General features: G+C 67.4%; 43 protein-coding genes. 30 read left to right on the forward strand and 13 right to left on the reverse strand.

All coding sequences use genetic code 11. The features are described from left to right. Positions 1–39: 39 nt before the first annotated feature. The gene (locus tag AB0J39_RS01235) at positions 40–1,458 is read left to right on the forward strand and encodes a hypothetical protein (RefSeq protein ID WP_363460519.1); all 1,419 of its coding nucleotides are present in this window, start codon (positions 40–42) and stop codon (positions 1,456–1,458) included. A 130-nt stretch (positions 1,459–1,588) separates the two neighbouring features. On the opposite strand, the gene AB0J39_RS01240 is transcribed toward AB0J39_RS01235, so the two are convergent. From AB0J39_RS01240 to AB0J39_RS01295, 12 genes are all read right to left on the reverse strand, one after another. Further along, a complete protein-coding gene (locus AB0J39_RS01240; RefSeq protein ID WP_363460521.1) occupies positions 1,589–1,807 on the reverse strand; it encodes a hypothetical protein in 219 nt (72 codons plus the stop codon). Positions 1,808–1,809: 2 nt separating this feature from the next. Then, on the reverse strand, positions 1,810–2,511 hold the full coding sequence (locus AB0J39_RS01245) for a hypothetical protein (protein ID WP_363460523.1): 702 nt from the start codon (positions 2,509–2,511) through the stop codon (positions 1,810–1,812). Between the two features lie 91 nt (positions 2,512–2,602). After that, positions 2,603–3,319 carry a hypothetical protein gene (locus tag AB0J39_RS01250; protein ID WP_363460525.1) on the reverse strand — a complete coding sequence of 239 codons (717 nt, stop codon included), beginning with the start codon at positions 3,317–3,319 and terminating at the stop codon, positions 2,603–2,605. A 101-nt stretch (positions 3,320–3,420) separates the two neighbouring features. Then, on the reverse strand, positions 3,421–4,173 hold the full coding sequence (locus AB0J39_RS01255; protein ID WP_363460527.1) for a DUF2786 domain-containing protein: 753 nt from the start codon (positions 4,171–4,173) through the stop codon (positions 3,421–3,423). A gap of 107 nt (positions 4,174–4,280) precedes the next feature. Further along, entirely contained in the window at positions 4,281–4,487 is a 207-nt protein-coding gene (locus AB0J39_RS01260) for a hypothetical protein (protein WP_363460529.1), read from the reverse strand. An 11-nt stretch (positions 4,488–4,498) separates the two neighbouring features. Beyond that, positions 4,499–4,771, reverse strand: coding sequence for a hypothetical protein (locus AB0J39_RS01265; RefSeq protein ID WP_363460531.1), 273 nt, complete (start codon positions 4,769–4,771; stop codon positions 4,499–4,501). Positions 4,772–4,903: 132 nt separating this feature from the next. Continuing rightward, complete coding sequence (locus AB0J39_RS01270) at positions 4,904–5,200, reverse strand: hypothetical protein (RefSeq protein ID WP_363460533.1); 297 nt, start codon at positions 5,198–5,200, stop codon at positions 4,904–4,906. A gap of 71 nt (positions 5,201–5,271) precedes the next feature. After that, positions 5,272–6,198, reverse strand: a complete 927-nt coding sequence (locus tag AB0J39_RS01275; protein ID WP_363460535.1) for a hypothetical protein — start codon at positions 6,196–6,198, stop codon at positions 5,272–5,274. Positions 6,199–6,223: 25 nt separating this feature from the next. Further along, complete coding sequence (locus AB0J39_RS01280; RefSeq protein WP_363460537.1) at positions 6,224–6,466, reverse strand: hypothetical protein; 243 nt, start codon at positions 6,464–6,466, stop codon at positions 6,224–6,226. Between the two features lie 66 nt (positions 6,467–6,532). Beyond that, complete coding sequence (locus tag AB0J39_RS01285) at positions 6,533–6,736, reverse strand: type II toxin-antitoxin system HicA family toxin (protein WP_363460539.1); 204 nt, start codon at positions 6,734–6,736, stop codon at positions 6,533–6,535. Between the two features lie 133 nt (positions 6,737–6,869). Then, the gene (locus tag AB0J39_RS01290) at positions 6,870–7,319 is read right to left on the reverse strand and encodes a hypothetical protein (protein WP_363460541.1); all 450 of its coding nucleotides are present in this window, start codon (positions 7,317–7,319) and stop codon (positions 6,870–6,872) included. A 346-nt stretch (positions 7,320–7,665) separates the two neighbouring features. Further along, the gene (locus AB0J39_RS01295) at positions 7,666–8,274 is read right to left on the reverse strand and encodes a hypothetical protein (RefSeq protein ID WP_363460543.1); all 609 of its coding nucleotides are present in this window, start codon (positions 8,272–8,274) and stop codon (positions 7,666–7,668) included. 176 nt (positions 8,275–8,450) lie between these two features. Here AB0J39_RS01295 and AB0J39_RS01300 point away from each other — a divergent pair, with 176 nt between their 5' ends. From AB0J39_RS01300 to AB0J39_RS01350, 11 genes are all read left to right on the forward strand, one after another. After that, complete coding sequence (locus AB0J39_RS01300) at positions 8,451–9,059, forward strand: hypothetical protein (RefSeq protein ID WP_363460545.1); 609 nt, start codon at positions 8,451–8,453, stop codon at positions 9,057–9,059. A 79-nt stretch (positions 9,060–9,138) separates the two neighbouring features. Beyond that, positions 9,139–9,426 (forward strand): hypothetical protein, encoded by a 288-nt coding sequence (locus AB0J39_RS01305; RefSeq protein ID WP_363460547.1) that lies wholly within the window; start codon positions 9,139–9,141, stop codon positions 9,424–9,426. Between the two features lie 83 nt (positions 9,427–9,509). After that, complete coding sequence (locus AB0J39_RS01310) at positions 9,510–9,824, forward strand: hypothetical protein (RefSeq protein ID WP_363460549.1); 315 nt, start codon at positions 9,510–9,512, stop codon at positions 9,822–9,824. A 97-nt stretch (positions 9,825–9,921) separates the two neighbouring features. Beyond that, positions 9,922–10,434, forward strand: a complete 513-nt coding sequence (locus AB0J39_RS01315) for a hypothetical protein (protein ID WP_363460551.1) — start codon at positions 9,922–9,924, stop codon at positions 10,432–10,434. Between the two features lie 127 nt (positions 10,435–10,561). After that, positions 10,562–10,864, forward strand: coding sequence for a hypothetical protein (locus AB0J39_RS01320; RefSeq protein ID WP_363460553.1), 303 nt, complete (start codon positions 10,562–10,564; stop codon positions 10,862–10,864). 145 nt (positions 10,865–11,009) lie between these two features. Continuing rightward, a complete protein-coding gene (locus AB0J39_RS01325) occupies positions 11,010–11,513 on the forward strand; it encodes a hypothetical protein (RefSeq protein WP_363460555.1) in 504 nt (167 codons plus the stop codon). Between the two features lie 121 nt (positions 11,514–11,634). Beyond that, on the forward strand, positions 11,635–12,102 hold the full coding sequence (locus AB0J39_RS01330; protein ID WP_363460557.1) for a hypothetical protein: 468 nt from the start codon (positions 11,635–11,637) through the stop codon (positions 12,100–12,102). A gap of 152 nt (positions 12,103–12,254) precedes the next feature. After that, on the forward strand, positions 12,255–12,659 hold the full coding sequence (locus tag AB0J39_RS01335) for a hypothetical protein (RefSeq protein WP_363460559.1): 405 nt from the start codon (positions 12,255–12,257) through the stop codon (positions 12,657–12,659). A gap of 107 nt (positions 12,660–12,766) precedes the next feature. Continuing rightward, positions 12,767–13,531: a hypothetical protein gene (locus AB0J39_RS01340; protein ID WP_363460561.1), complete on the forward strand. Its 765-nt coding sequence runs from the start codon at positions 12,767–12,769 to the stop codon at positions 13,529–13,531. 154 nt (positions 13,532–13,685) lie between these two features. Further along, positions 13,686–14,804, forward strand: a complete 1,119-nt coding sequence (locus tag AB0J39_RS01345; RefSeq protein WP_363460563.1) for a hypothetical protein — start codon at positions 13,686–13,688, stop codon at positions 14,802–14,804. A 78-nt stretch (positions 14,805–14,882) separates the two neighbouring features. Then, positions 14,883–15,266 (forward strand): hypothetical protein, encoded by a 384-nt coding sequence (locus tag AB0J39_RS01350; protein ID WP_363460565.1) that lies wholly within the window; start codon positions 14,883–14,885, stop codon positions 15,264–15,266. A gap of 1,199 nt (positions 15,267–16,465) precedes the next feature. Here AB0J39_RS01350 and AB0J39_RS01355 read toward each other — a convergent pair. Continuing rightward, positions 16,466–16,600: a DUF1778 domain-containing protein gene (locus AB0J39_RS01355; protein ID WP_363460567.1), complete on the reverse strand. Its 135-nt coding sequence runs from the start codon at positions 16,598–16,600 to the stop codon at positions 16,466–16,468. A gap of 106 nt (positions 16,601–16,706) precedes the next feature. On the opposite strand from AB0J39_RS01355, the gene AB0J39_RS01360 reads away from it, so the two are divergent. The 18 genes from AB0J39_RS01360 to AB0J39_RS01445 all read left to right on the forward strand — a co-directional run bounded on the left by AB0J39_RS01360 (position 16,707) and on the right by AB0J39_RS01445 (position 23,548). Continuing rightward, positions 16,707–17,036 carry a hypothetical protein gene (locus AB0J39_RS01360; RefSeq protein ID WP_363460569.1) on the forward strand — a complete coding sequence of 110 codons (330 nt, stop codon included), beginning with the start codon at positions 16,707–16,709 and terminating at the stop codon, positions 17,034–17,036. Further along, positions 17,033–17,371, forward strand: coding sequence for a hypothetical protein (locus tag AB0J39_RS01365; protein WP_363460571.1), 339 nt, complete (start codon positions 17,033–17,035; stop codon positions 17,369–17,371). The genes AB0J39_RS01360 and AB0J39_RS01365 overlap by 4 nt, the downstream gene beginning before the upstream one ends. Further along, entirely contained in the window at positions 17,368–17,925 is a 558-nt protein-coding gene (locus AB0J39_RS01370) for a hypothetical protein (protein WP_363460573.1), read from the forward strand. Before AB0J39_RS01365 ends, AB0J39_RS01370 begins: the two co-directional genes overlap by 4 nt. Further along, on the forward strand, positions 17,922–18,215 hold the full coding sequence (locus AB0J39_RS01375) for a hypothetical protein (protein WP_363460575.1): 294 nt from the start codon (positions 17,922–17,924) through the stop codon (positions 18,213–18,215). Before AB0J39_RS01370 ends, AB0J39_RS01375 begins: the two co-directional genes overlap by 4 nt. Further along, a complete protein-coding gene (locus tag AB0J39_RS01380) occupies positions 18,212–18,562 on the forward strand; it encodes a hypothetical protein (RefSeq protein ID WP_363460577.1) in 351 nt (116 codons plus the stop codon). The genes AB0J39_RS01375 and AB0J39_RS01380 overlap by 4 nt, the downstream gene beginning before the upstream one ends. After that, positions 18,559–19,167: a hypothetical protein gene (locus AB0J39_RS01385; RefSeq protein WP_363460579.1), complete on the forward strand. Its 609-nt coding sequence runs from the start codon at positions 18,559–18,561 to the stop codon at positions 19,165–19,167. The genes AB0J39_RS01380 and AB0J39_RS01385 overlap by 4 nt, the downstream gene beginning before the upstream one ends. Continuing rightward, positions 19,160–19,396 carry a hypothetical protein gene (locus AB0J39_RS01390; protein ID WP_363460581.1) on the forward strand — a complete coding sequence of 79 codons (237 nt, stop codon included), beginning with the start codon at positions 19,160–19,162 and terminating at the stop codon, positions 19,394–19,396. Before AB0J39_RS01385 ends, AB0J39_RS01390 begins: the two co-directional genes overlap by 8 nt. Beyond that, complete coding sequence (locus AB0J39_RS01395; protein WP_363460583.1) at positions 19,389–19,550, forward strand: hypothetical protein; 162 nt, start codon at positions 19,389–19,391, stop codon at positions 19,548–19,550. Before AB0J39_RS01390 ends, AB0J39_RS01395 begins: the two co-directional genes overlap by 8 nt. Then, entirely contained in the window at positions 19,547–19,756 is a 210-nt protein-coding gene (locus AB0J39_RS01400) for a hypothetical protein (protein ID WP_363460585.1), read from the forward strand. The genes AB0J39_RS01395 and AB0J39_RS01400 overlap by 4 nt, the downstream gene beginning before the upstream one ends. Beyond that, entirely contained in the window at positions 19,756–20,016 is a 261-nt protein-coding gene (locus AB0J39_RS01405) for a hypothetical protein (protein ID WP_363460587.1), read from the forward strand. Before AB0J39_RS01400 ends, AB0J39_RS01405 begins: the two co-directional genes overlap by 1 nt. A gap of 17 nt (positions 20,017–20,033) precedes the next feature. Beyond that, positions 20,034–20,459: a hypothetical protein gene (locus AB0J39_RS01410; protein ID WP_363460589.1), complete on the forward strand. Its 426-nt coding sequence runs from the start codon at positions 20,034–20,036 to the stop codon at positions 20,457–20,459. Beyond that, positions 20,456–21,436 carry a hypothetical protein gene (locus AB0J39_RS01415; protein ID WP_363460591.1) on the forward strand — a complete coding sequence of 327 codons (981 nt, stop codon included), beginning with the start codon at positions 20,456–20,458 and terminating at the stop codon, positions 21,434–21,436. The genes AB0J39_RS01410 and AB0J39_RS01415 overlap by 4 nt, the downstream gene beginning before the upstream one ends. A gap of 98 nt (positions 21,437–21,534) precedes the next feature. Beyond that, positions 21,535–21,885 carry a hypothetical protein gene (locus tag AB0J39_RS01420; RefSeq protein WP_363460593.1) on the forward strand — a complete coding sequence of 117 codons (351 nt, stop codon included), beginning with the start codon at positions 21,535–21,537 and terminating at the stop codon, positions 21,883–21,885. Continuing rightward, positions 21,885–22,292 (forward strand): hypothetical protein, encoded by a 408-nt coding sequence (locus AB0J39_RS01425; protein WP_363460595.1) that lies wholly within the window; start codon positions 21,885–21,887, stop codon positions 22,290–22,292. Before AB0J39_RS01420 ends, AB0J39_RS01425 begins: the two co-directional genes overlap by 1 nt. Further along, positions 22,293–22,556, forward strand: a complete 264-nt coding sequence (locus tag AB0J39_RS01430; RefSeq protein WP_363460598.1) for a hypothetical protein — start codon at positions 22,293–22,295, stop codon at positions 22,554–22,556. Then, complete coding sequence (locus AB0J39_RS01435) at positions 22,557–22,964, forward strand: hypothetical protein (protein ID WP_363460601.1); 408 nt, start codon at positions 22,557–22,559, stop codon at positions 22,962–22,964. Continuing rightward, positions 22,965–23,204 (forward strand): hypothetical protein, encoded by a 240-nt coding sequence (locus AB0J39_RS01440; RefSeq protein WP_363460603.1) that lies wholly within the window; start codon positions 22,965–22,967, stop codon positions 23,202–23,204. Next, complete coding sequence (locus AB0J39_RS01445) at positions 23,204–23,548, forward strand: hypothetical protein (RefSeq protein WP_363460605.1); 345 nt, start codon at positions 23,204–23,206, stop codon at positions 23,546–23,548. Before AB0J39_RS01440 ends, AB0J39_RS01445 begins: the two co-directional genes overlap by 1 nt.

Below are 23,548 nucleotides of genomic sequence, written 5' to 3' on the forward strand. Positions count from 1 at the left end.
GAAGTCCCCGGCTGGCGGAAATTCCTCGCCGAGCAGGGCGTGACCGAGGTCGGATTATCGTTCGTCGGCCTGCTGCGACGGACCAAGCTCACCCGGCCGTGGCTGATCGCGGATAAGTTCCCGGCCGGGCAGCGGATCTTCCTAGACTCCGGCGGCTACACCGTCAACGGATCTCCCGACAAGTACGGCCGGACCGAGATCGAGGAGCTGGCGGACAAATACCGGCGGTTCGTCGAGGCGAATCTGGACGCCGTCGAGATGGTCTCCGAGCTGGACGCGGTCGGAATGGGACCGGACTGGATCGCCCGCCAGCGGTCGGAATTCTGGGATGGACTGGGGGAGAAGTTCCTCCCGATCTGGCACGCCGACACCGGCCTCGCCGAGCTGGAACGCCTGGCGGATTCCTACGGCCGGGTCGGCGTCCCCCAGACCTCGGCCGGTGGCCGGGACATCGCCGGAATCCTCAACCGGCTGGCCCGCCGTGGCGTTCGGATCCACGGCGTCGCCCTGACCAAGATCGACCTCATGGAGTCGATCGGATTCGACTCCGTGGCCAGCACCTCGTGGCTGTCGGTGGCCCAGTACGGCGACAGCCAGATCTGGACCGGCCACGAACTCAAGCGGTACCCGAAGAAGTACAAGGCCCAGGGTCGGAAGCGCCACCGGGCCCACCTGGACCGCCTCGGCTTCGACACCGAGGCGTACGAGGCCGACGACACCACCGAGTCGCTGCGGGTGGCCGTGTGGTCCTGGCAGCAGCTTGTCGGACATATCAACCGCCGTTCCCAGAAGGTACTTACAATGTCGCCTGATCAGGTCCCCACCGAAAACCCGGAAGTCGACCCCACCGAAGTTGGGGCCCCCTCCGAGGAGGTGCGGAACAGCCCCCCAACTCGCCGAGAGGGCGAACGGCAGCTGCTGCCGGGCCTGTCCCTGGCCACCGTCACCCGCGTTGAGCTGGGAGAAGACGGCGAAAAGGTGGAGACGACCGACCGTATGCTGGGGGTCGCCAGCGAGGCGGTCCTGGCCTGCGATACTTGCTATTTGGCCGCCCGGTGCCCGGCGTTCCACGCTGGTTCGAGCTGCGCCTACGAGATCCCCGTCGAGGTGAGGACCCGCGACCAGCTCCAGGCCGTCCAGGACGCCGTGCTGGGCATGCAGACCCAGCGGGTGGCCTTCATGCGGCTCGTCGAGCAGTCCGAGGGCGGCTACGCCGACCCGAACTTGACCAAGGAACTGGCCCTGCTCGATCAGATGATCAAAAACCGGGTGGAGGCCGACACCGAGAGCGTCAGCATCTCCGTCAAGGCGCGCGGCCGGGCCGGTGCCGAATCGGGGGTCGTGGCGAGGCTGTTCGGCAAGGAGGCAAGCGAACAGGCCCGAGCGCTGGAAGCGCCCAGGCCTAGTTTCGAGGTAGCTCAGGAACTCGGCATCGTGGATGCCGATGTAGTGGAGTGATGACTGCCCCGACTGTCGTCTGTTAGCCTGATTACGCACTCGACTTTTGATTCCCTTCAAGTCAGTGCGTGGTGGTGGGGGAGGTCCCGTTCTGTGGTGGTTCAGGGCCTCCCCCGTTAACATGTCCGGACTACTCCGGCGCGGCCTCCAGATCCTCCGGGTTCATCCACGCCGAGAGCCGGTAGCGGTCGCAGTCGAAGATCACGCCGTAGCCCTCCCTGTACTTCTCGTGGACGTAGTCGACCGTCCCGAGCGAACCGGCGGGGATGGCGTCCTCCGGCGGGAAACCCGGCATGGACGTCAGCTCCACCGTAGACCGAACCCGGTCGCCAATGGCGTACGTGGCCATGGTCAGCTCTCCTTCTTGATCTTCAGAGCGTCGTTGGCCTCGGCGATCAGGTCGAGAACCACGTCAGGGAACGTATGCGGGTCGTCCGAGACCATCGCATCCCGCAGGCCCGGCAGCTTGGCCGCCACCTCGGCCAGCGCCACCAGCTTCTCCAACCCCTCCACGCCGATGCTCACGCTGTCGTACGGCCCGCCATAGCCGTACGAGGAAGTTTCCGGCGAGAGATAGGAGGTACCCAGCGCCTTGGCCCGCACCTCCAGCGCCTTGATGCGAGCCAGCTCGGCCTCCCGCCGCTGGCTGCGCTCCTCGCGTTCCCGAGCCTCGGTCTCGCGCTTACGGTCCTGCTCGGCCGCCCACTCGTCGTAGGGCCCGAAAACCTTCGGCAGGTGGGTTACGACATGCAGGTCCAGGCCCTTGGGGCGCTCGGACAGCTCGAAGAACTGCTCCAGGGTGATCGAGGCCGCCAGCGCCCGGTTCTCCGGCGTGTCGTCCCGTACCTGGACCATCGGGTAGCCGGTGTCAGCGTTGCGGCGGTACCCGGCACTCGGCTTTCCTGCGACGGAGCGCTTCATCAGCGGCTCGCCCTCCTTACGGAAGCCGTTCGGCGTGGCGAGCACGTCCGTCGACAGAATGTAGGTCGGGCAGATGTCGTTGCGGGTGCCGTAGGCGTACGGAACGCCCCGCCGGATGTCAGCCTTCTTCATCTCGGATTCCCTTCAAGATCGGCGGTCAGAATCGGCCGGGTAGCCGTGGCGGGGAGCGGACCGGATTCCTCCGGCCCGCGCCCCACCGTGGTCACTCGGACGGCTGGGCGTTGATCTCGTTGACCCGGTTCCACACGTCGTAGGCCAGTTCAGACTCCCGCTCCGGCGTCAGGGCGCCGTCCTTGCTGGCGCGCTCCATCTCCTCCCAGACCTTGTGCGCCGCCTCGGCCAGCGCCACCAGCCGCGCCAGGTCCTCGGTGTGCAAGTTCGGCTTGTAGGTGCTGATCTCGTACCGGGGCCAGATGTCGTACTTGCCGCCGAGGGCCTTGGACCGCGCCGACAGGTCCTCGATGGCCGCCTGCTCGGCCTCCAGGCGGTCCTGGCGCTCCTGCTCGATGCGGGCCGCCTCGGCGTCCTCGGCGTCCCGCTGGGCCCGGATCTCCTCGTAAGGGCCGAGCAGCTTGGGCAGGGTGGTGAGGATGGTGGCCGTCAGCCCGCCGCCCAGGTTACTGCTGACGAGGTCCAGGAACTGCTCCAGGGTCACCGCCGCCGCGCGCTTGACGTTGGCCTCGGTCACCGCCTTGCGGTCGATCTTGACCGCCGCGTAGCCGGAGGCGCGGCTGGAGGTGTGGCGGGTCGGCCGGGAGTCGAGAGAGCGGGTGTACAGCTTGGACTCGCCGGGCGTGTGGCGGTGGCCCCGGATGGTGTCCTCCACCAGCAGGGCGGTGGAGATGACGACCACCGGCTCGATGCCGTAGCGGCCCTCGTAGGCGTAGACGGTGCCGGGCTGGATGTCAGCCTTCTTCATGATCGGATTCCCTTCAGAAACGGGGGGTGGATCTGGCCGGTCGGCCGTGGCCGGAAACGGGCCGGATTGCTCTGGACCGCTCCCGACCATGGTGGGCCGGATCAGGAGGTGATGGCGCCAGCGGACCGGCGGGCGAGCCGGTTGTCCTCGGTGCCGATGTCGACGCGCTCCCCGGCCTCGTCACCGTAGGCCCAGCCGCCGCCGGACAGGACCCGCTTCTTCGGCCGGGAGATCTCGACGTCCTTGCTGGCCCACTGCTTGATCATCGCCTGGCGGTCGACCAGGACCAGTGTGGTGCTGGTGCCGTCGCTCGCGGTCGGAGTCTCGGCTACCGCCTTGGCCCGCTGCTCCTCCAGCCGCTCGTAGATCTTGTTCGCGAAGCCGAGCAACCAGGTCCGCTTAAACGCCTTCAGCTGGTTACCGCGCACCCGCCAGACGTCTGACAGGTCCTTCTTCATCTCGCGGGCGGCCTGCAGCAACATCGAGGTGTACAGCAGCTCGACCTGCTCGGTTTCGGAGGGGAAGCCGCAGACGATCACCTCGGTACGGAGGGTCTGACGACCCCTGACCAGCGTGCTGGCGTAGGAATACAGCCCCAGCGCCTTGGAGATCCGGCCGAGGAGGTAGGCCTTCTCCTTCGGGTACTCGCCGGAGATCTCGATCACGCGCTTCTCCAGGCTCTCGGTGGTCGCGCCGTGATGCTGGAGCATGGCCTGCTCGACGCCGTACTTGGCCATCAGGGACATCGCCGCGTTGCGGAAGCTCTCGGCCTCGCCCTCGTACTCGGTGGCCTCGGCCTTGGCCAGCAGTGCGCGAATCCGCTCCAGCTTGGACTCGGGGATCGGGTTGCTCATGGGGGATTCCCTTCAGTGCGTGGTGTGGTGGATCAGATCGACCCGAGGGGCCGTGGCCGGACGCGGACCGGATTACTGCGGCCCGCGCCCCGCCATGGCTGCTCGGATCAGACCCGGTAGACGTCGAGGATCACCAGCTCCTTGGAGACGTTGGCGTACTCCTCGGTCAGAGCCCGCCGGAGCTTGGCGACGGCCCGCAGTGCGTCGGTGGCCTCGTAGCTGTCGGTCTTGACCGAGTCGCCGGGCACGTCGCTCCTCCATTCCCACTCGATGGTGTAGGGGATGGCCTTGCGGCGCGGGTTGGTGGTGGTCATGTGCTGTCCCTTCAGTGCGTTGCGAGGTTGCGGCGGCTGTAGTAGCCACGGGTGATCTGGGCGCGCGGGTCGCGGGGGCAACCCTGGTTGATGTACTCCTGCCACCCGTTGATGTGGTCGGCCAGCGCCGCCAGCCGGGTACGGAGGACTCGCTTCAGGAGCGCGTCGTCGGCCTCGGCCAGCTGGGCCTCGACCTTCTCGACCTCGGCCTGCCGACCGGCGATCAGGGCCCGCGCCTCGCGCAGGCGCTCGCGGTGCGTGCCCGCTGCGAAGAGGTTCGCCATCTCGTGCTCCCGTTTGGTGCTCCGTCTTGCTGGTGAGACCAGATTAGCAGCTACATCACATGCCTTGCAACCCGTGTGGCGTATTGACTTGAAGAAAAGGGCCTCGGTCATGGACCGGGCCCTTCTCGCAGGTCAGGAGACCATGGCGCCGTCAAGCGCCAGAGCCTCGCTCTCCAGGAACTCGGCCAGCGGCACGACCTCGATCCGCTGGATACCCACCCAGACCCGCAGGACGCCGAACAGGCGCCTGTACGCGACGGTCTCGGCCTCGCGGGCGTCCCTGGCCTCCACGGTCACCCGTACCGCCGTGACGCCGTCAGAGACGCGCCCAGGGATGCCGTGGATCCCCTCCAGCTGCTCGGCCAGCTGCTCGGCCAGCTCCTCGGTAAGCTCGGCCTGCCAGTCCAGCCGTACGGCCCACTCACCCATGTAACCCTCGCTCTCACGCAGACGACCCCACCACCATTGTCGGTGGCGGGGCGCTGCTTGTCACTTCCGTTCTACTCGTCGCCCGTGGCCGGGTTGTAGCCGGTGACGGTGACGATGTCGCGGGAGAACTCGGTCTCTGCCCAGAACGTCTCCAGGACCTTGCCCGGCTGGGACTTCACCGTGTGGTAGCCGATCACCTTGCGGTCGCCGTGGTCGGTGTAGGTGTACCGCACGGTGAACTTCTGCAGCGGCTCGTGGTCGGCGTGGGTGTGCTCCTCCTCGTCCTCGGCGCGCGACACCTCGACCACCTGGAGGATGTTGGCCTTCTCGTGCTCCAGGTTCAGCTCGGCCCAGAACTCCGACAGCGCGGCGTCGGCGCTGGTGGCGCGCACGTACCGCGTGTCCATCGGCCGCAGCTGATCGCCGACCCGGTACTGCCAGACCACCTCGAAGACCGGGGTGTCGGTGGCCTCGGCCGCAGGCACGATGTCCACGAACTTGGCCGTCTGGCCGGGGGCCTCGCCGGACTCGGCCCAGAAGTGGCTCACCGCGACCTTGCGCTTGGCGTGGACGGTGAACTGGTCGAACTCCTCGGCGCGGTCGTGCTCCTGGCAGATCCGCACGTAGGTGATCGTGTAGTCGGCGGGCGTCTGGGCGTCGATCTCGGCGATGTCCCTGGCGCCCTCCTCGGTGGCGTAGTTCGTCAGCAGGACCAGGGGCAGCCCCTCGTCTTCCTGCCAGACGTCGCGGACGATCTCGAAGCCGTGGCCGTGGTGCTTCAGGAACGCCTTCAGCAGGATCGCCGTCGTCCAGCCCTTCTCGTCGACCTGGTCGAGCCAGTAGGCCAGCCGCCAGTCCAGGGACGGGCCGCCCTCGCCCGCGCCCTCGAACCGGCCGCTCTCGACCTGCTCCTCCCACGTGGCGCGGTCATCGGACCACAGCAACGGCGGGCTGACCAGCTTGGCGAAGTCCTCGCCGTCCATGTCGACGGTGATCATGTTCTGCTCCTCGTGCGTGGTGGTGTCAGGCGTTGGCGGGGTGGGCGCTGACCGTGTCGTCCCGCAGAGTGAGGACGTACCGGCGGCCGTCGACCGCGACGATCGCGGCGTCGTTGTTGGTGTCTTCGACCTCGTACGAGACGACCTCACCAGGCCAGCCGAGGCTGTCGGCCATGGCGAGCCAGGCCTCGGTCGCCGCCTCGGCCCAGTTCCAGCTGTCGGCCCGCGCGGGGCGCTCCACCCAGGCAATGATGTCGGTCGGACTCATGTTCTGCTCCTCGTGCGTGGTGGTGTGGTGGCCCGGCCCCCGGTATTGAGGGCCGGGCCGACAGTTCTAATGGCCCTTGTAGACGAACCCGTTGCGCCGGAGGAAGGCGATCGAGTTGGCCAGGCTCCGGATGTCGCTGGGTGTGCTGGCCATGGCCGTGATGAGTTTGCCGTCCAGGTACACCTTGAGGTGGTTACCCTTGGCCCTGGTCACCTCGAACCCTTGTGCCTCCAGCTCCTTGACCAGGTTCTTGACTTCCTTGTTGGCCATTGCCGTTTCCCTTCAAAGCGTGGTGGTTGCTTGGTTCAAAGTATTGCATGTGTGCCACATGAGTTGCAAGGCGTGTGGCGATATTGGCCGAGAAATCGGCGACCCCCGAAGCTGGGGGCCGCCGACGGCCCGGCTACTTGGCCACGTACGTCCGGTAGTACTGGGCGTTAACCCACGCATCCCCGGCCGCCCCGCCCTTGACCTCATAGGAGGTCGTGACCTCCTCGAAGCGGAACAGCTTGGCCTTGTCGCTGGTGTTGGGCAGGCGCCGCTGCACCTCCAGCTGCCCGCAGCGGGCAGCCGCGCGAAGCTCTCTGTGCTCGTGATCGCACTGCCATCCGGCCAGCGCCTTGCCGCCGATCTCGCGAACGAGGATGACGGCGCGGAAAACGGGCTTGCTCACGGTGGGGGTCTCCTTCTTGCTGACGTAGATGAACATGTGCTCATCGGTGACGTCCGTCCGGGCCGCGTATCCAAGGTCCTTGGTCAGGCACTCGACCAATTCGTTCAGCAGCTCGGTGTGACGGGCGTGGTACACGTCGTAATCGAGCGTGACCAGGACCTCGTCTCCACTCGGTGCCACGAAAACGCCCTCGTAGCGGTGCCGCCGACCGGCGGGCGATCTCGACGAGGGCCAGCACGTGGTCGAAGTGCCCACGCTCGGGGACGTCGAGGCTGACCAGCTTGTCGCCCGGCACCTTCTCCGGCCCGAGCGGCATCGCCATGCCGTCCCAGCGGACGCCGTACACCCAGTCGCTGTTGAAGCTGACGACGCGGCCGATGGTGCCGTGGCCGGTGTGGGCGACGTACTCGCCGATGCGGAACGTCTTGCGCATGATCGGATTCCCTTCAGATGTGGTGGCACCGGTCCTGCCGGATTCCCCGGCCGCCGGGCGGCGCCCTCGTCCGCCCGGTTGCCAGAGGACCCGTCAGTCCTGGTACTTGGCGATCAGGTCAGCGAGGTCGCGCAGGAAGGCGACGTTCTCGGTGCGGATCGCGACGTGGGCGTATCCGCCGCTGCTGATCTCGATGTCGCCGTTCAGGTTCTTGTCCCGATCGTCCGTCGAGTGCTGGTAGGGGAGACGGACCGCCCGCCGGTCGGCCGCGCCGTACTTGGTCGCACCGGGGATACGGCCGGTCAGGTCGTCGATCAACTCATCGAGCTGGTTGCGCCTCTTGTCGCCGTTGGCGATCTTGATCAGAGCCTGCTCGACGTTCGGCTCGTATTCCGACACCAGGCGCCGCGCGATGTCCTTGGCGACTGCCTTCGGGTCGCGGGTCATCGAGACGGTGATCTCGCCGCCCTCGATACCCCAGACGTCGCCGTGGGGGTCGTGGGGGAGGACTCCGGTGATCCTCGCGCGCCCCTTGTCGTTGTACAGCTGGTAGAAGCTGAGGCGGAAAATCCCGTCCTTGACCAGCTCGATGGTGGTGGTGTAGTCATCCCGCCTGATGAAGGCCTCATAGCCGTCCAGGTGTTCGGCGACCTTCTCGGCCAGCTCGACGGCCTGATCCAACGTCTCCCGGTTGTGCCACATGTGGCGTTCCCTTCTGCGGTGCTCCGTGGTGGATGGCTCCACTATGGCATGGACGCCACGCCGCTTGCAACCCGTGTGGCGAAGAAACTTTGTCCTCCACACGACTTGCAATCCGTGTGACACCCGTGCCATAGTGGTGGCACACCACAGAACGGCACCACCGAAGGGAACGCGCCATGTTCGGCGAACGACAGGTACGCATTCTGGCCGAGGAGATCGACCGCCTCACCGATGGCAAGCTGATCAGCTTCAACGTCGGCGGCGACCTCGGCAACGGCACGCGCTACTTCGACTACAAGAACAACAAGATCTGGATCGGGCGCGGTGCCGCACGTCAGGCTGCGTCGTTCTTCTACATGATCCTCGCGACGATCACCGAGGATCTGGACGGCTACGAGATGCCCGACCACGTCCACGAAGCCGCATACAACATCGGAGCCGTCAAGGTGGGCACTGATGACGCCGAGGCCCACTACATCGCCACCAAGTGGATGAAGACCAACCGGCCGACCCTCCGGCCGTTCACCTTCGAGGAGCTGCGCAAGATCCACGGCCTGAGCGAGCCGCAGGCGCTGCTCCTGACGGAGTCGGTCGACGGCTACGGGGGAGCGCACCTGGTCTACGGCCACGCGGCCACCCGCCGAGCGCTGGTCACCAAGGGCCTGGCCAGGGTCCACCAGTGGCGCGAGAACAACACCGGCCGGGAGCGCCATCATGTCGAACTGACGGAGAGGGGCCGCGATCTGGCCCGCGCGTTGAAGGCTGCGCAGCTCGTCAACGCGTGAACGGTGCGTTGGTAGGGCGCCCGTCCCGTACGGGCGTCCGGCCGTCCTACCGATCACCACGCCTTGAAGGGAAACGATCATGACCTGGGAAGCACTCCCGACTGAGCTGGCCGAGATCTTCGCCGAGATCACGGCCGACCTGGAGAACGACGAGATCGACCCCGACGACGAGCCGATCGAGGTGGTGGAGGCCCGCATCGCGCTGCGGCGCCGCTACCACGACGCAGCGGTGCGCCTGGGCATCTGCAACGTCCCCGGCTGTCTCAGGCCGAACCAGGGAGACCGCGCGCCGTGGTGTGCGGAGATGGACGTGCTGGCCGCTGACATTCTCGCGGAGATGCTGGCCGAGGAGACCGCCGAGGAATAGCCATCACGCGGCTTGCAATCCGTGTGGTGATGTAGTACCGTAAGACGTGTTCCACCAAGAACGGCCCGACCGAGGAGGTCCCGATGGCCACCACCGTCCACCTGTCTCTCCCCACCTCGCAGCTGCGCCCCGGCGACATCGTCCTGGAGTTCGGCATGCGGGTCCGCCTGCCGGAGCAGGAGCCGCGCACCTGGAAGGGCTTCCAGGGCCGCACCGTGTACGCCTGGAAGGGCCAGGTCGAGAACCTGGACGAAGTCCTGGCCGAGGGCCTGGTGCCCCGCGCGTTCCTGTGCGAAGACCGCTGGGATGGCGGCCGGTGGGTGTGCGAGCTGACCGGCGCCTGGACTGTCCAGGGCAACGACCTGGCCATCTACGCCGTCGAGCGCGCGGCTGAGTGAGCCTGTACGGGGACAAGCGGGCCGCCTCGGCCCGCCGGTCCTCGCGTGGGGTCACCACCACCACGGAACCACCACGTACAACCGGAAGGGAACCGGCATGTACCAGATCACCACCACCACCAAGCCGAACGGCGTCAAGAAGACCACGCGGCACCGCAACGCGGAGGAGATGGTCCTCAAGCTGCGCGCCCTGGGCGTGGACACGACGCACCTCCCGCTGCGCGGGACCTTCTTCGGCGAGGTTGAGTTCGCCCACGGGCTGACCGTCGCGTGGGGCGCCGTCCCCACCGCGCTGCCGACGCCCTCGGACGTGCGTAACGCGCTTCGCGGCTACATCTCGGCGCCGGTCCGGCTCAACGTCTCGACGTGGGACCTCGACAAGGACGGGAACGCCCACATCGAGATCACCACGGTCAACACGGCGCACGCGATCAGGGGCGCGATCCACAGCGGGGACACCTACCTCGCCGAGTTCCTGACGCGCTGGCTCGGGCGGCACTTCCTGCTGGAGTCCACCCGCGTGGGCAAGCGCCTGGCCTGGGTGAAGTTCGTCATCCCCGCGCAGCAGGACGCCGTTTTCGAGACGGTCGGATCGCTGGCCAACGCCTGATCGGAAACCACCACAGATCCCCGGTCGGATTCGGCCGGGGACCACCAACCACCACACCAAGGGAATCGCATTGGATCTGATCAGTGTTGACGGTGGCCTGTCGCGTGCGGCTGGCCTGTCCTATCCCGTGGCCCTGACGCGGGCAGTTTGGGACGACTGCGTCGCCTGGGAGCCGGAGGACAACGCCCGTAAGCGGGTTGAGCAGGATGCTGATCTTCGGCTGTGGAACCTGCTCACCGCGACGGCCGAGCAGCTTCGCCGGTACGGCCCGGCGGCCACCGACGGCGAGTCTTACACGGCTGTGGAGCTGTGGCGTATCGAGCGCTCCGGCGACTGCCGCGCCCCGCGCCCGGTGGACCTGTACGCCCACCTGACGTCCGGCGAGGGCATGCGCCCCGTTCTCACCATCAAGGCCCGTAGCGAGGCCTGACCCTACCCCTGCGCGAGGCCCCTGGTCGGTGACCGGGGGCTTTGCCGTGTCCGAGATTCTTTCACCACACGACTTGCAATCTGTGTGGTGGACATGCCATAGTGGTGGCACACCACAGAACGGCACCACCGAAGGGAATCCGATCATGACCGAGCGCCCCGACCTGAAGCCCGGCGTTCCCGCGCCGAACACCATGGCCCGCATCGCGTACGGCCACGTCAGCGAGCGCGTGCTGGTCCGTACGATCATGTGGCCGAGCGAGCGGCGCCCGGCTGAGGGCGTCGTGGCCATCGTGGAGCGGCCCCAGCCGCTGATGGGAGATCCGGAATTCGCCGTGGTCGTGTTCCAGCCGACCCGGCCACGCGTGGCAGACAGGATGCACCACACGCGGGACATCCGGGGCTGGTACTACACACAGCCGGACGCGGCCGGGGCGGCGGCCAAGGTCTACCGGCAGGTGTTCGAGGTCTCAGAGTCGGATTCCGAGCCCGGAACCGAGTCGGATTTCGACCCGGACATGCTCGGATCGGTGGCCGACCACCTGCGCGAGACCTGGCCGCACCTGTTCGACTCGGCCGACCTGCCCGCCGAGGAGCTGGCCCGCGAGACCTTGAAGGCGGCCCGCTCCTACCTGGCAGAACGCAGGTAGCGAATCGGATTCGGCCGGATTTCCTGGTCGGATTCGTGACAGAATCGGCGACAGATTCGGCCCGGATTCCCGACGGATTCCGGGCCGGATTCATACCACCACATCGGAAGGGAATCTGATCATGGAAACGAGGCTGGCCGCCCTCGCGGTGGCCGACGTATCGAGCACCTTGGAACGGCGAGGCGCATGGTCGAATCAGCGGCGGATTCTCGCTGTGGTCTGTGGGTGGCATGCCGGGGAATCGCTCCCGGCACTGTGGGTCCGCATCACCGGAACGGATCCCCTCGGTGAGCCGTACGACCGGGCCACCGTGGAAGCCGCCGCACGCGAGATCGGCGCCCGCATCTACCGCACCGTACGGTCGACCGTGACCACCGCTGACGTAGTCGCCACCACCGCCCGCCCGCGTGACCTCGGCCTGTCCGATTGGTGGCGCGTGCTCGACAGCCAGGCGGGCGCCGTATGGTGGCTGCGGGCGCCTGGCGCCTGTCGTGCCCGCGTCCGCGACAAGGTCGCCAGCTACTACCCCGGAGATCTCTCGCACGGGCGCCGCGTTGCACTCACGGCGCGCCCCGGTTCGTATCACTGAGGCCCTACGCGATACCCCCGTGCCGTCCGACGGCCGGGGGTTTTCGCTGGTCAGGGCCCTTTTTCGGTAAGTGATGCCATACGGCTTGCAATCCGCGTGGCGTCCTGTCATAGTGGTGTCACCACCACGAAGCACGGCGAAGGGAAACGGGCATGACGGACGCCAGGGACATCACCATTTACCGGCAGACATTCCTGCCGGAGGACGTGCGCAACGGTGACATCACGTACCGGGAGACGGTAGAGGACGTCTGGGGATTCGAGCAGATCACCGACCACGCCGACACCATCGGCGAATGGGTCTACACCGAAAACCCGGAGGGTGTCTGGGTGCCCGCGTCCCTTCCCGCCGCAGCCGCAGACATCCTCCTGAACGAGGGTCTTTCGGAGATCCAGGGAGATCACCAGTTCTACGACCCGGACGGGTCGTACGTGACCGACTACCGCACTGGTGAGCGTTGCCAGGTCTCCGGATTCCTGCACAACTGGCCCGATGCCGAGATCACCGAGGTTAACGAGATCATCCAGCGGCGCATTCGCGAGACTCGCGGCTACTAGGCGCCCGGCGGCGCCGTAGGGCGCCCGGCTAGTCCGGGCGTCCGGCGGTGACCTCCGGTCGCCAGCGAACCACCACGAACCACCACAGTTCCGAAGGGAATACCCCCATGACGCACACCCTCCCCACCGCGCCGATCATCCCGGCCGAGGTCGCGGAATTCGTGTCCGCAACCTTGGAGCACGGCGGCGCCACCATCACCCCGGCGACCGGTCGGATTCTGCCCGTTGGAACGGGCGGCGCCGAAACGGCATGGATCGTCGGCGTGCGGACCGACCGCAACGGCGCCCGCATCCCGTCGGAATTCGTGTATCTCGCGGACCTTTCGCCGGAGTACGTGGCCGGATTCGTGGGCCGCGTGTGGGCGAACACTGACGGAGCGGCGGACGCGACGGCCGGTAGCTGGGTGCTTGAGGACCCCACGCCGGAAGCGCGGGCGGAAGCCGCCCGGCGCCGCGCGGAGATCACCGGAATTCCGCACACCGACAACCCGGACACGGACGGCCCGATCGTTGCTCTTGACCACGGGTCGTTCCTGCCCTACCTCGACGCGCTGTCGGTCGCGTGGATCCACGGCGAGGAGTCGATTTTCGGTCCGGCGACGTTCGCCACGGTCTACACCGGCCGTAACAACGCCTGCCAGGTGATCAACGCTCTTGACGCGGCCAACACCCGTCTTGCCGTGGATTTCCTCGGACAGGTGACCGTCGCCCACCTCACCATGTCCCCCCGCAGCATGACCAGCGGCGCCGCCCGGTTCATCGCTGCGAGCCGTACGGCCCGCGCGGTGCTGTCGTGGGATGCCGACGCGCGCACCCTGGCCACGTCGCCGGAGTGGCTGATCCAGGCCATCGCACGCGCTGACAGCAACTAGGCGCCCGGCGGCGCCGTAGGGCGCCCGGCTAGTCCGGGCGTCCGGCGGTGACCTCCGGTTGCCAACACTCGCTCCGCCACACGGGTTGCAAAGCGTGTGGCGTTCTATTACCATGGAACATGTAAGGTTCACCACGCGTCGAAGGGGATCGATCATGACCACCACCACCACCGCAAAGACGCCGACAATCGCGTTCGCCCGCGCCCTGCGGGCCTTTGGCCTGATCCAGGGGGAAGACTTCAAGATCAGCGGCGACTACACCCGCGCCACGGTGGACGGCAAGCGGGTCAAGCAGCGTGAGGGCACCACCGCGCACCTCCACACCGACCGTGCCCGCGCGGTCGTGGTCGCCAACCGTGCCGAGATCATCGCAGCCGTGGAATCGGCCGGGTTTGCGGCGTTCGTGGCTGAGTCCCTTGTGTGCAACTACCGCATGGTCGTGCTCACCAACTTTGCCGGTTACCGCCATCTGGAGATCCCGGCGCCCGCGCCCGTGGTCGAGGCTCCGGCGCCCGCCCGCCCGGCGCTCCGTCTCCCGTTTGAGCCGGGCTACTTCCCCAACCAGGAGGGCGGTACTGACGTGCGCACGGGTAACGGCGACTTGATCGGTTGGACTGAGGCGGACGGGGACCGCTTCCGCGCCACCGTTCCTGACCACGCGGGCGGTAGCGGCTACCTGGGGCGCTTCCGTGACCAGGACGACGCGCTGTACGCCATCCTGGCCCACTACGGTACGCCCGTGGTCGAGGCTCCGGCGCCCGTGGTCGAGGCTCCGGCGCCCGTGGTCGAGCAGGCGCCCGCCGACGCGGCGCCCGTGGTGATCTCGGTTGACGTGGTCGAGCGTGACAAGGCCGTCGGTTGGGTTGAGAACGGCACGGAGAGCGCGCTGCCGCTCTGGGGGAAGCACGAGGATGGGATGTGGTACCTGTTCGCCGGTACGTCCGACGAGTATCGGGGATCGTCGCGCACCCTGGTTGGGGCTATCCGGCGTCTCGGCTACGCGGCCAACACCTATGGGCGTGCCCGGTTCTGCTTTGAGTACCGGGGCGGGCGAGACATGTTCGCCACCGTCACCAGGGAAGACGGGCCGGTGAAGCATGACGACGGCGTGAGGGACGATCGGTACACCGTTGGCCAGGAAGGGACGGGAGACCTTGACCGGCCGTACGTGGCGCGGTTCTGCGGCACGTGGGTAGGCAACGCTCCCACGGAAGTTGCCGCGTGGCACCTCGCCTGGGGTCACCAGCTCGCCAGGACGCGCGAGAACGCCTGACCACCACCACGGGCGCCCGGCGACGGGCGCCCACCACCACCACCACCACCACCACCACAGCACCGAAGGGAACCGATCATGAACAAGATCGACTCGCGAGAGATCACCCGCGACGGCATCACCTACCGTGTGGACGTCTACCCCGACACGGACGCCACGCCCAATGACGCGGACTGCTACAGCCCTGCCGACATCGCCGCGTGGCGCCGCGACGACTGGCACTTTGTCGGTGTGGTCGTGACGCCCATCGTGAACGGCGTGGAAATCGGCGGCGCCGACGCGTCCCTTTGGGGGCTGCAGTACGGTTGGGCGCCCAGCTGGCGCCGGTACATCGACACGGACGAACTGGTCGGCGAGTACCCTGTGCCGGACATGATCGCAGACATCGCGGGCAGGCTCGCCGACGGCATCACAGCCAAGCGCGCGGAACTCCTCGCCACGGCGGACAAGCTCGCTGCCTAGCCGCTCCCACAGCGCCACCACAGCCCCCGACCACCACGGTCGGGGGCTCTGCCGTGTCCGGGGGAAATCGGCACGCCTACGGGCGCCACAGCCACGCTCGGCCACCATGCCGACACAACGCCCGTTGCCGACACGCGCCCCCCTCTGCTCGGCGCCGTGCGCCACGCTGGCAGGCTCGCCAGCTTCCCCGCTCCCTGCTACCGGCGCCCCCGTGCTCGCCTGTTACCGGCCAAATCGGCGCCCGGAAATCGGCACGGCTGACGGCGCCCCGTACACCCCCATGGCATCCCCCATAGACGCATGACGTAGCGTCCCCACGTGCCGACTGGCGCGGGCGCCGTGCAGGCATGCCGGGAAATAGCAGCTGCAAATTCTATTTATCAGTCCGTGATAGGCACGTGATTATCCGGTGACGTGCTTGCAGGGTGCTTGCTCCCAGCTAACGCTCACGGAGCGTGACATGTCACGCGGTCGGCAGGCCGACGGCCTACCAACTGACCAACCGCCCCGACTCCCTGTAAGTCAGGGTGTGGGCCCACTCGTCCCTGTCAGGGTCTCCGACAGTGGCCGTTGTCAAGGGTGATTGTTACAAATCGCCAGCTAGTCACCAGCGCGGCACGCTCGGCTACCGGCTAAGGCCCGTCGGCGCCGCCCTCGGCCGCCTGGCATCATTGCAGGTCACAGCGTTGCTCGGCGAGGGCCTGACAACTACTGATTGTGCGGTTCAAGCGCGTCTTCCCAGGTCAGCGGCATGATACCCCGCAAATTCCCCACGTTTGGGAGGTGGTCCGGTATGCCTGACATGTCTGTATCGCAGCGTGTGCGAGGCTACTTGCGCTCGGTGACGTTGTAGGTTGGCGACAAACTTTCAGTTGTTACCGTTCTGTGCTTGACAAAAGCGACCCCTACCCACCGTTAAGTGGCGATTACGGAGAGTAAGGGGCCTGAGCTTCCACGTCGATGACGGAATGGCTGACAAGACAGTGGCCGGGGGGACGAAAAAGCTGGGTGACGCCGTGTAATTAACGCTCCGTGGGTGCTAGCAGGCCAGGTCAGAGGTATAAGACGCGTTAAAAAGGCCTGCAAACACTTATTTTCAGACCTGACACGTGCCATGACGGCCAACGAGCTGGAAATACGCGGAAAATGGCGTGAAAAAGGGGCTGCGCCCCCCGCCTGGGAGGTCGACAGCCCCTGGATCAGCGGTCGAGGAGGTCGCGATGCTCCTCGGCGGCGCGGCGTAGGGCCTCGTTGGGAACCGGCGGGTCATCGAGAGACTGCTCGATGGCCTCGTAGACCTCGGGTGGAACGACGGTGACCTCGTCACTGCTCATGAAAAACCTCCGTGGTGTGTTCTGAACCCTCCAGGCTAAGGGATGAGACATGATTTTGACCAGAAAGACCTGTACGCAGGTGGTAACGGGTGGGTAAGATCGGTGCATGACTTCCACCAAGAGCGCTGAGCCGCGCGTGTACATCGTCGAGTCGTGGCTTGACCGCACCGAGAGCATCGACCACGCGATCGAGAGCGTCCACAGCACCGAGGAGCTGGCGAAGAAGGGCCTGGAGCGGGCCCTGCGCACGGTGTATGGACCCGACGCTCCGATCGTCGTCACTCCGTGGACCGTCGAGGACCTTGAGGCCCAGCACCGCCTGGAGCACTTCCCGGCGACGTCGCGGGTGTCGGCCGACGGGCTGTTCGCCTGCAATAGGTTCGACACCTTCAAGGTCAACGAGTGGCCGGTCGACGAGGAGGACGAGGACCAGTGAGCTACAACCAGGTCATCTACAAGCTGGAGCAGTTCGGCCACCGCAGCGACGACAGGGCGCTGCAGCAGGAGATCGGCTTCTACTCGTCGCTGGCCAAGGCCAAGAAGGGCCTGCGGGCCTATCTCACCGACACGTGCCGCCTGACGATCGAGGAGACCGGCCTCGACGCCCACGCCACGATGCTGCGGCACGTGCGCGAGGGGGAGCGGAAGAACCGCGCGCTGCTGGCGGACGACGGGGAGACCGCGTACTTCGGTGAGTTCGGGATCGGGATCTTCGAGACTCCGATCGACGAGGACGACGACGAGGCCCAGGAGCCGGAGGTGTCGGCGTGAGCGAGAACGATCGCTGGGAGTGGCACGTCGCGCCGAGCCTCGGCGTCATGCTGCAGCATGACTGGCGGGTCACGAAGCTGGAGCGCAGCAAGATCGGGACGTACGTCGTGCAGGCCGTGCGCGAGCACTGGATGCTGGAGCTGGCCTCGGTTGACGGCATGGACGACTGCGGGACGCTGATCAACCTGTCGACCGGCGACCAGCTCCGGCTGGACCGGGATTGGCGGGTGCGGGCGTACGCGGCCAAGACCAACGAGGAGCTGGCGCAGGAGATGGCCAAGGCGGCCGACGGCGGCACGCTCGTGGTGGCCAAGCCGACGAACGAGGTCGCCGAGCTGGCCGACAAGGCCCCGTACATGACGGCCCCGGTGTGGCGCCTGCTCGACGGCCTGAACGAGAAGACCAAGAGGGTCCTGGCCGTCGCGGGCATCACCAGCATGGGTCAGCTGGCGCACCGCAGCGACCAGCAGCTGCTGGCCATCCGGCACTTCGACCAGGAGTGCCTGGACGACCTGCTGGCCAACCTCCGCAAGATGGTCGAGGAGTCGCGGTGATCCACCCGACCCAGGCGGCGAAGATCGAGTACTTCAAGCTGCTGTGCGCGGCGCTGGAATCGGCTCGCATCGAGTTCCAGGCGTACGGCACCAACTACAACGACCCCTCGGTGACGATCCCGCTGAAGGGCAGCGACCTGCTGGAGGTCGTGGCGATGGCCGGTGACGCCGTCCGGCTGTATGCGACGACGGTGGAGGGCGTCCAGCCGCCGAGGCTGCTCGGCACGCTGACCGACCTCGGCGACGTGCTGGTGCTGGTGAAGGCCCGGATCGACAGGAGTTTCGCATGAGCCTCGACGAGAACGTGAAGAAGCTGCGCCGGGCGCTGACCGAGGCCGGGATCACCAGCCACGAGCTGGTCGTCGAGGGCAGTATCCGGCAGGTCCGGGTTCCGGTCGGCGAGGACGGCACCGGCTGGGTCGACATCGTCATGATCGACCACCCCGAGGACGGCTGGGCCTACCGGCTGATCTACTCGGCGTACGGGCACGCGGAGACGGTGGCCGCCACCGACGAGCCGCGCGACGTGGTGGCGCTGATCCGGCGGCGGATGATCCTGGCCGACGGCAGCCCGGTCTCCGAGGCCGACTGGCTGGCCGACACCCTCGGCCGAGGGCTGCGGAAGGAACGCGCATGAACAGCTACGACATCGACAGGGCCTTCGCCGAGGCGATCGACCACTCCGGCGGCCGGGAGGCCTACACCCACGACGCGCTGTACAAGGCCGAGGCCGAGCGCGTGCGCGAGGTGATCCGGGTGGCCGGTGAGCTGGTCGACGAGCGCCGGGCCATGAACTGGTGGGACCGGGGCCGGTTCCTCGCCGATCTGGCCGAGCGGCTGCTGCCGGACCCGCGCGAGGCCGCGCAGCGCCGGATCGAGCTGGCGGCCCGCCTGGCCGAGGAGATGAACCGGCCGATCCGGATCCCGGTGGAGCTGACCGACCTCGCGGCCACCGACAGCCTCGGTTGGCCCGTCGGCGCGCTTCGCGCGCAGGAGGACGACGCCGAGCCCTGGCCCTACGTGTGCTTCAGCTCGACGGCGGCGATGAAGCGGTTCGAGAACAAGAGCACGACGTTCACCGAGTTCCGGCAGAAGGTCTCCGAGCACGGAAAGTGGACGGCTGACGAGGTCGCGGCCCTGGACGTGCCGGGCGGCCTGACGGCTGAGTACCACCCGCCGGGCGAGCTGCTGATCAAGCTCGACGAGAGGTGGACGCTCGTAGGGGAGACCGGCGGTGAGTAACCACGGCTGGGACGGGGGCTGCTGGATCGTCCTCGACCGCGACTGCAAGCCGGTGAGCGGATACCATCACCCCACCGAGGCCAGCGCTCATGCGACGGCGCATCCGGTCGACTTCTACGTCCGCCGGGAGGCGTGTATCTGCAACATGCCGGAGTACGACGACCTGACGGTGCGGATCGGGAAGATCGACCTGAACGCGCCGGACGACGAGGAGAACGGCGGTGAGTGAGCGCCTGGCGGACCTGCCGCCCGAGGAGCAGGTGGAGCGCGTGACCAAGTTTGTCGAGGCGTTCGTGATGCCGCACAAGCTGGCAGACTGGCAGCGCGAGTGGATCCGGAAGTGGTGGCTGCGGGGCTGCCCGAATCCGCTGAGGTCGGCATGATCATGTGGCCCGTCTACATCGACGGTGCCCCGTACTACCAGTGCCCCAAGCCCGACTGCGGCCGAGCCGTCAGCAGCGCCAGCCAGTACTGCTGCATGCCGTGCGCGTTGGCCGCCTCCGGCGAGCACGAGATCGACGAGCACAGCGACAACTGCGACAAGCGGTGGGCTGTGCGCAAGCCGTACGTGGAAAAGGCGACGATCTAATGAAGGCGGCCGACATCAAGGACGAGGGCTTCCTGGCCGCCGTCGAGCGGGTGAACGATAGCGAGGACCACTGGGCCCTGGTCTGGGACATCGAGGCCGCGTTCCCTGGCGTGCCGAGGAAGGTCCTGCTGGCCAAGGCCCGGCGGCTGATCCGGCGCGGCGTGCTGGACGGCTGCGACTGCGGCTGCCGGGGGGACTTCTACATCCCGGCCTGGAACGAGCGCCGGGTGGTCGCCTGGCGCGAGGGGAGTACGTCTTAGTGGTCTCGGACTGGCTCATGCGGAAGCTGCGGATGACCCCCGAGCTGCTGCAGGTCCTGCGGGACGGGTGCTCGGACTTCAACCCCGACCTTGCCTTCGCCACCCACACCAAGACCTGCGTGGCCTGCACCCGCACGCTCCTGGAGCAGCCGGGCCGGTTCCGCGCCGAGTCGCTGGAGCTGCTGGTCGACCGCGACCGGCTGATGGCGTCGCTGGACCTGCCGACCGGCCGGTTCACCACGTTCGGCCCGTGCCCGAGCTGCGGCGGCGAGATCTACGGGTCGCAGATCGAGCGCAAGCTGGTGTGGGCGAACCGGCTGGACGGCCTGCCGCACAACTGCGCCGACTTCCGGGACCGGCCGGTGGAGGTCGAGGCCTGGCGGCCGAGCCGCAGTCGCCAGAGCAAGCGCCGTGGTGGACGGGTGAAGCGGGTAAACGAGTGACGCTGAAGGAGATCGGAGAGCAGGCGGTCAAGGGCCGCCTCTCTCTTCTTCGGTACTGGTTCGACGAGCGGGCCGGGACGCTGATGGGGCTGGAGCTGCACGGGGTGGAGCCGGGCCGCCCGTACCCGGCCTCGGTCATGCGGGCGGCCGAGCAGATCCGGATGTTCCATGGCACCCACCTGGAGCACGCCCGGACCTACATCGTGCCCGACGAGGACGTGCTGACGATCCTGGACCAGGACGTGCGGACGTTCCCGACGGCGACGATCTACCCGAGCGACATGCTGTCCCCGGACGGCTTCGCCTACTTCGCCCGGCCGATCACCCACCCGGTCCCCGAGGAGGGGATCCCGCCGGTCCAGGCGATCACCTGGAACGTGGCCGGGCCGGACGACCCGTACTTCGGGACCAGCGACCCGGACAAGTACGTGATCTCGATCATCACGTACTCGGCGATCCGGGACATCCCCGAGAAGGCCCAGTTCCCCGACACCCTGCCCCGGCTGTACCCGACGTCCTCGGTGCTGTGGCGGATCGGGGTCGAGGACGGCGGGGAGGTATGGAAGGACCCGGAGACCAACCGGCTGACCAAGCGCTACCGCGAGCCGCCGGTCAAGCTGCTGGCCGCGTTCTTCGCCATCATCCGCCAGCGGCTGCTGGTGCTGGAGGAGACGCCGACGCCGCTGGCCAAGAAGGTCGGCCACGCCCGCCGCCGGTACCCGCGCATGGAGTCCGGCGTGCAGGTGGTCCGGATGCGGCCGAGGCCGGAGCGCCGGTACGACCGGCCGCCGACCGAGCGGAAGCTGACCAAGAGGTTCGTGGTCGGCTCGTTCTGGCGCTGGCAGTGGTACCCCGCGTCGGAGGAGAACAAGCCGATCCTGATCCGGCCGTTCGAGAAGGGCCCGGCCGAGGCGCCGCTGACCGGCGCGCACCGCGTGCTGGCACCGGCCAAGCCGCTCGGGCCGAAGCCGAGGTAGTCGGGACGACGAGGGCCCTGGGAATCTCCTGGGGCCTTCTTCGTGATTCGTTCGCCACATGGCTTGCAACGCACGTGGAGAGCTGATACAGTACTTACATGAGCGAAGGAAACGGCCAGAAGGTTGAGATCCGCCTCCCCGGCAAGATCGTCGACTGGCTGTACGAGCAGGGCATCAGCACCCACGACCCCAGCTACTCCGAGCCCGAGAACGAGTGGCGCGCGAAGCTTGGAAAGGCAGAGCCGCAGAAGCGCGGCCGGGCCACCTCGTACGTGTTCGAGGTCTCCATCATGGCCGCCCGCGAGCTGCGGGACGAGCTGTACGAGCGGGCCCGGTTCGAGGCGCTGACCGACTCCGCACTGCGGAGCATCGCCCCGAAGCTGATCGAGATGGCGGCCGACCGCGTCTACCACGTCCTGGACAAGCTGAACAAGCCCGAGGAGCACTGATGGAGCAGAACAACGGCCTGACGGCCGAGGAACTGGCCGCGCTGGCCGAGCTGGGTTCCGAGTACCAGGGCGTGCGCGAGGAGTACGAGTACTTCGCGCTCGGTCGTAAGCGTGGACACAAGAAGGTGCTGGCGGCGGGTCCGTACAACTGGGCGCTCTCGGCCGCCGGGCTGCGGAACTCGCAGAAGGTCGTCCGGCGCAAGAAGATCACCTCGTACACCGAGTTCGAGGTCGTCGAGTTCGACGAGAACGGCGACGCGATCGAGGACAGCAAGGCCCACGCGCTGGCGCGGTGGCTGGTGGCGCTGGACGACCCGGACGACGAGGAGGCCCTGGAGGCCCGCCGCACCCTGAACCTGACCGAGATCATCAAGCGGGCCCGCGAGGCCCTGGGGGAGGAGGAGTAGATGCCCACCACCGACCCGAGCGACCGGGCTATCTACCAGCGGATGGTCGACCGTCATAAGGCCCGGATGCTGTACCTGGCCAAGCGGATGAAGTCGAACTCGGACCACCTCTTTGCCGACCTGGAGGCCGGTGACGCCGTCGAGGCTCACCGGTACATCCACAGCCTCCAGCAGGACGCGACGGAGGCCAAGGAGCGGTACGAGGTGCTGGTCGCGCTCAAGGAGGCCAGCTTCCTGGTGGCCGACGAGGAGAAGGAGGAGTAGATGGCGAAGGTCTTCACGGGGATGGTGAGCATTCCCGGCGACTGGATGGAGACGGTCCTGCGGCGCAATCACCACCCGCAGGCCAACATGATGGTGGTCGCCCACCAGAAGTCCCACGTGGCCCCCCTGCTGACCGATCGCGGGGTCGGGCAGTGGGCGGCCGACCGCTGGTCCAAGGATCTGAGGATGCGGCGCCCGCCGTACTTCTGGCAGCCGGTGGTGGCCCTGTTCGAGTCCGGCCTGGCGTCCCTGGAGCAGCCGGGCGTCTACGTCTGGGACCTCGACGGCGGGCGGGACAAGCCGGTCGTCCGGCTGGAGCTGGACGGCACGCTGACGGTGCTCGGCCACTTCGCCCGGAACGACGCGGGCGGGATGACTGTCGTCCCCGTGGCCGAGAAGGAGGAGTAGATGAGGATCCGCACTATCCACCTGGACGACACGGGCGACCCCGAGCGCCTGGAGGTGGAGATGACCGCTGCCGAGGCCGCATTCCTCGTCCGGGTCGTCGGCAAGCTGAACTCGATCGAGTGCAACCGGTACGGCGTAAGCGCCGTGTTCGACGAGCTGGACTCGTTCTTCAACCGGTTCTACGACGACGGGGTGAAGGACTTCCCTACCCACGCCCCGAGCATCGTGGTGACGCGCTGATGACCTTCCACTACGTCAGCTTCAGGAGCCGGGTCTGGAAGGACGTGGACGCCGACCGCTGGCACTGGAAGTGCGACAAGCCGAAGTGTAGGGAAGGGTCGGCCAGCCACTGGCGGATCGCCCTGTTCTTCGCCGCCCGGCACACCGCACGCCACCACATCCGCCGGTCCGACCAGCTGGCCGAGCCCTGCTGCGACCAGCAGGGCAGCCACTACCACTGCCCCGAATGCGGCGAGATCACCGGCATGACCGGCCACCACGTCGGCGGGTCCAAGGGCCGCACCATCTGCGACCCTGTCGAGCGGCGGGCCTTCCTCGCCGAGCTGGCCGCCGCCACCAAGTAA

Origin of the sequence: Microbispora sp. NPDC049633 (genome assembly GCF_040675265.1) — a bacterium.
GTDB lineage: Bacteria > Actinomycetota > Actinomycetes > Streptosporangiales > Streptosporangiaceae > Microbispora > Microbispora maris.

Coding starts and splice junctions, on each gene's coding strand:
- AB0J39_RS01265 (WP_363460531.1), bottom strand. CDS start 4,771: ATGGCGAACCTCTTCGCAGCGGGCACGCACCGCGAGCGCCTGCGCGAG.
- AB0J39_RS01410 (WP_363460589.1), top strand. CDS start 20,034: ATGCGGAAGCTGCGGATGACCCCCGAGCTGCTGCAGGTCCTGCGGGAC.
- AB0J39_RS01315 (WP_363460551.1), top strand. CDS start 9,922: ATGTACCAGATCACCACCACCACCAAGCCGAACGGCGTCAAGAAGACC.
- AB0J39_RS01255 (WP_363460527.1), bottom strand. CDS start 4,173: ATGAGCAACCCGATCCCCGAGTCCAAGCTGGAGCGGATTCGCGCACTG.
- AB0J39_RS01305 (WP_363460547.1), top strand. CDS start 9,139: ATGACCTGGGAAGCACTCCCGACTGAGCTGGCCGAGATCTTCGCCGAG.
- AB0J39_RS01240 (WP_363460521.1), bottom strand. CDS start 1,807: ATGGCCACGTACGCCATTGGCGACCGGGTTCGGTCTACGGTGGAGCTG.
- AB0J39_RS01430 (WP_363460598.1), top strand. CDS start 22,293: ATGCCCACCACCGACCCGAGCGACCGGGCTATCTACCAGCGGATGGTC.
- AB0J39_RS01350 (WP_363460565.1), top strand. CDS start 14,883: ATGAACAAGATCGACTCGCGAGAGATCACCCGCGACGGCATCACCTAC.
- AB0J39_RS01245 (WP_363460523.1), bottom strand. CDS start 2,511: ATGAAGAAGGCTGACATCCGGCGGGGCGTTCCGTACGCCTACGGCACC.
- AB0J39_RS01280 (WP_363460537.1), bottom strand. CDS start 6,466: ATGAGTCCGACCGACATCATTGCCTGGGTGGAGCGCCCCGCGCGGGCC.
- AB0J39_RS01440 (WP_363460603.1), top strand. CDS start 22,965: ATGAGGATCCGCACTATCCACCTGGACGACACGGGCGACCCCGAGCGC.
- AB0J39_RS01250 (WP_363460525.1), bottom strand. CDS start 3,319: ATGAAGAAGGCTGACATCCAGCCCGGCACCGTCTACGCCTACGAGGGC.
- AB0J39_RS01295 (WP_363460543.1), bottom strand. CDS start 8,274: ATGTGGCACAACCGGGAGACGTTGGATCAGGCCGTCGAGCTGGCCGAG.
- AB0J39_RS01380 (WP_363460577.1), top strand. CDS start 18,212: ATGAGCCTCGACGAGAACGTGAAGAAGCTGCGCCGGGCGCTGACCGAG.
- AB0J39_RS01360 (WP_363460569.1), top strand. CDS start 16,707: ATGACTTCCACCAAGAGCGCTGAGCCGCGCGTGTACATCGTCGAGTCG.
- AB0J39_RS01400 (WP_363460585.1), top strand. CDS start 19,547: ATGATCATGTGGCCCGTCTACATCGACGGTGCCCCGTACTACCAGTGC.
- AB0J39_RS01270 (WP_363460533.1), bottom strand. CDS start 5,200: ATGGGTGAGTGGGCCGTACGGCTGGACTGGCAGGCCGAGCTTACCGAG.
- AB0J39_RS01260 (WP_363460529.1), bottom strand. CDS start 4,487: ATGACCACCACCAACCCGCGCCGCAAGGCCATCCCCTACACCATCGAG.
- AB0J39_RS01355 (WP_363460567.1), bottom strand. CDS start 16,600: ATGAGCAGTGACGAGGTCACCGTCGTTCCACCCGAGGTCTACGAGGCC.
- AB0J39_RS01425 (WP_363460595.1), top strand. CDS start 21,885: ATGGAGCAGAACAACGGCCTGACGGCCGAGGAACTGGCCGCGCTGGCC.
- AB0J39_RS01435 (WP_363460601.1), top strand. CDS start 22,557: ATGGCGAAGGTCTTCACGGGGATGGTGAGCATTCCCGGCGACTGGATG.
- AB0J39_RS01385 (WP_363460579.1), top strand. CDS start 18,559: ATGAACAGCTACGACATCGACAGGGCCTTCGCCGAGGCGATCGACCAC.
- AB0J39_RS01300 (WP_363460545.1), top strand. CDS start 8,451: ATGTTCGGCGAACGACAGGTACGCATTCTGGCCGAGGAGATCGACCGC.
- AB0J39_RS01340 (WP_363460561.1), top strand. CDS start 12,767: ATGACGCACACCCTCCCCACCGCGCCGATCATCCCGGCCGAGGTCGCG.
- AB0J39_RS01445 (WP_363460605.1), top strand. CDS start 23,204: ATGACCTTCCACTACGTCAGCTTCAGGAGCCGGGTCTGGAAGGACGTG.
- AB0J39_RS01345 (WP_363460563.1), top strand. CDS start 13,686: ATGACCACCACCACCACCGCAAAGACGCCGACAATCGCGTTCGCCCGC.
- AB0J39_RS01310 (WP_363460549.1), top strand. CDS start 9,510: ATGGCCACCACCGTCCACCTGTCTCTCCCCACCTCGCAGCTGCGCCCC.
- AB0J39_RS01335 (WP_363460559.1), top strand. CDS start 12,255: ATGACGGACGCCAGGGACATCACCATTTACCGGCAGACATTCCTGCCG.
- AB0J39_RS01420 (WP_363460593.1), top strand. CDS start 21,535: ATGAGCGAAGGAAACGGCCAGAAGGTTGAGATCCGCCTCCCCGGCAAG.
- AB0J39_RS01285 (WP_363460539.1), bottom strand. CDS start 6,736: ATGGCCAACAAGGAAGTCAAGAACCTGGTCAAGGAGCTGGAGGCACAA.
- AB0J39_RS01405 (WP_363460587.1), top strand. CDS start 19,756: ATGAAGGCGGCCGACATCAAGGACGAGGGCTTCCTGGCCGCCGTCGAG.
- AB0J39_RS01275 (WP_363460535.1), bottom strand. CDS start 6,198: ATGATCACCGTCGACATGGACGGCGAGGACTTCGCCAAGCTGGTCAGC.
- AB0J39_RS01330 (WP_363460557.1), top strand. CDS start 11,635: ATGGAAACGAGGCTGGCCGCCCTCGCGGTGGCCGACGTATCGAGCACC.
- AB0J39_RS01325 (WP_363460555.1), top strand. CDS start 11,010: ATGACCGAGCGCCCCGACCTGAAGCCCGGCGTTCCCGCGCCGAACACC.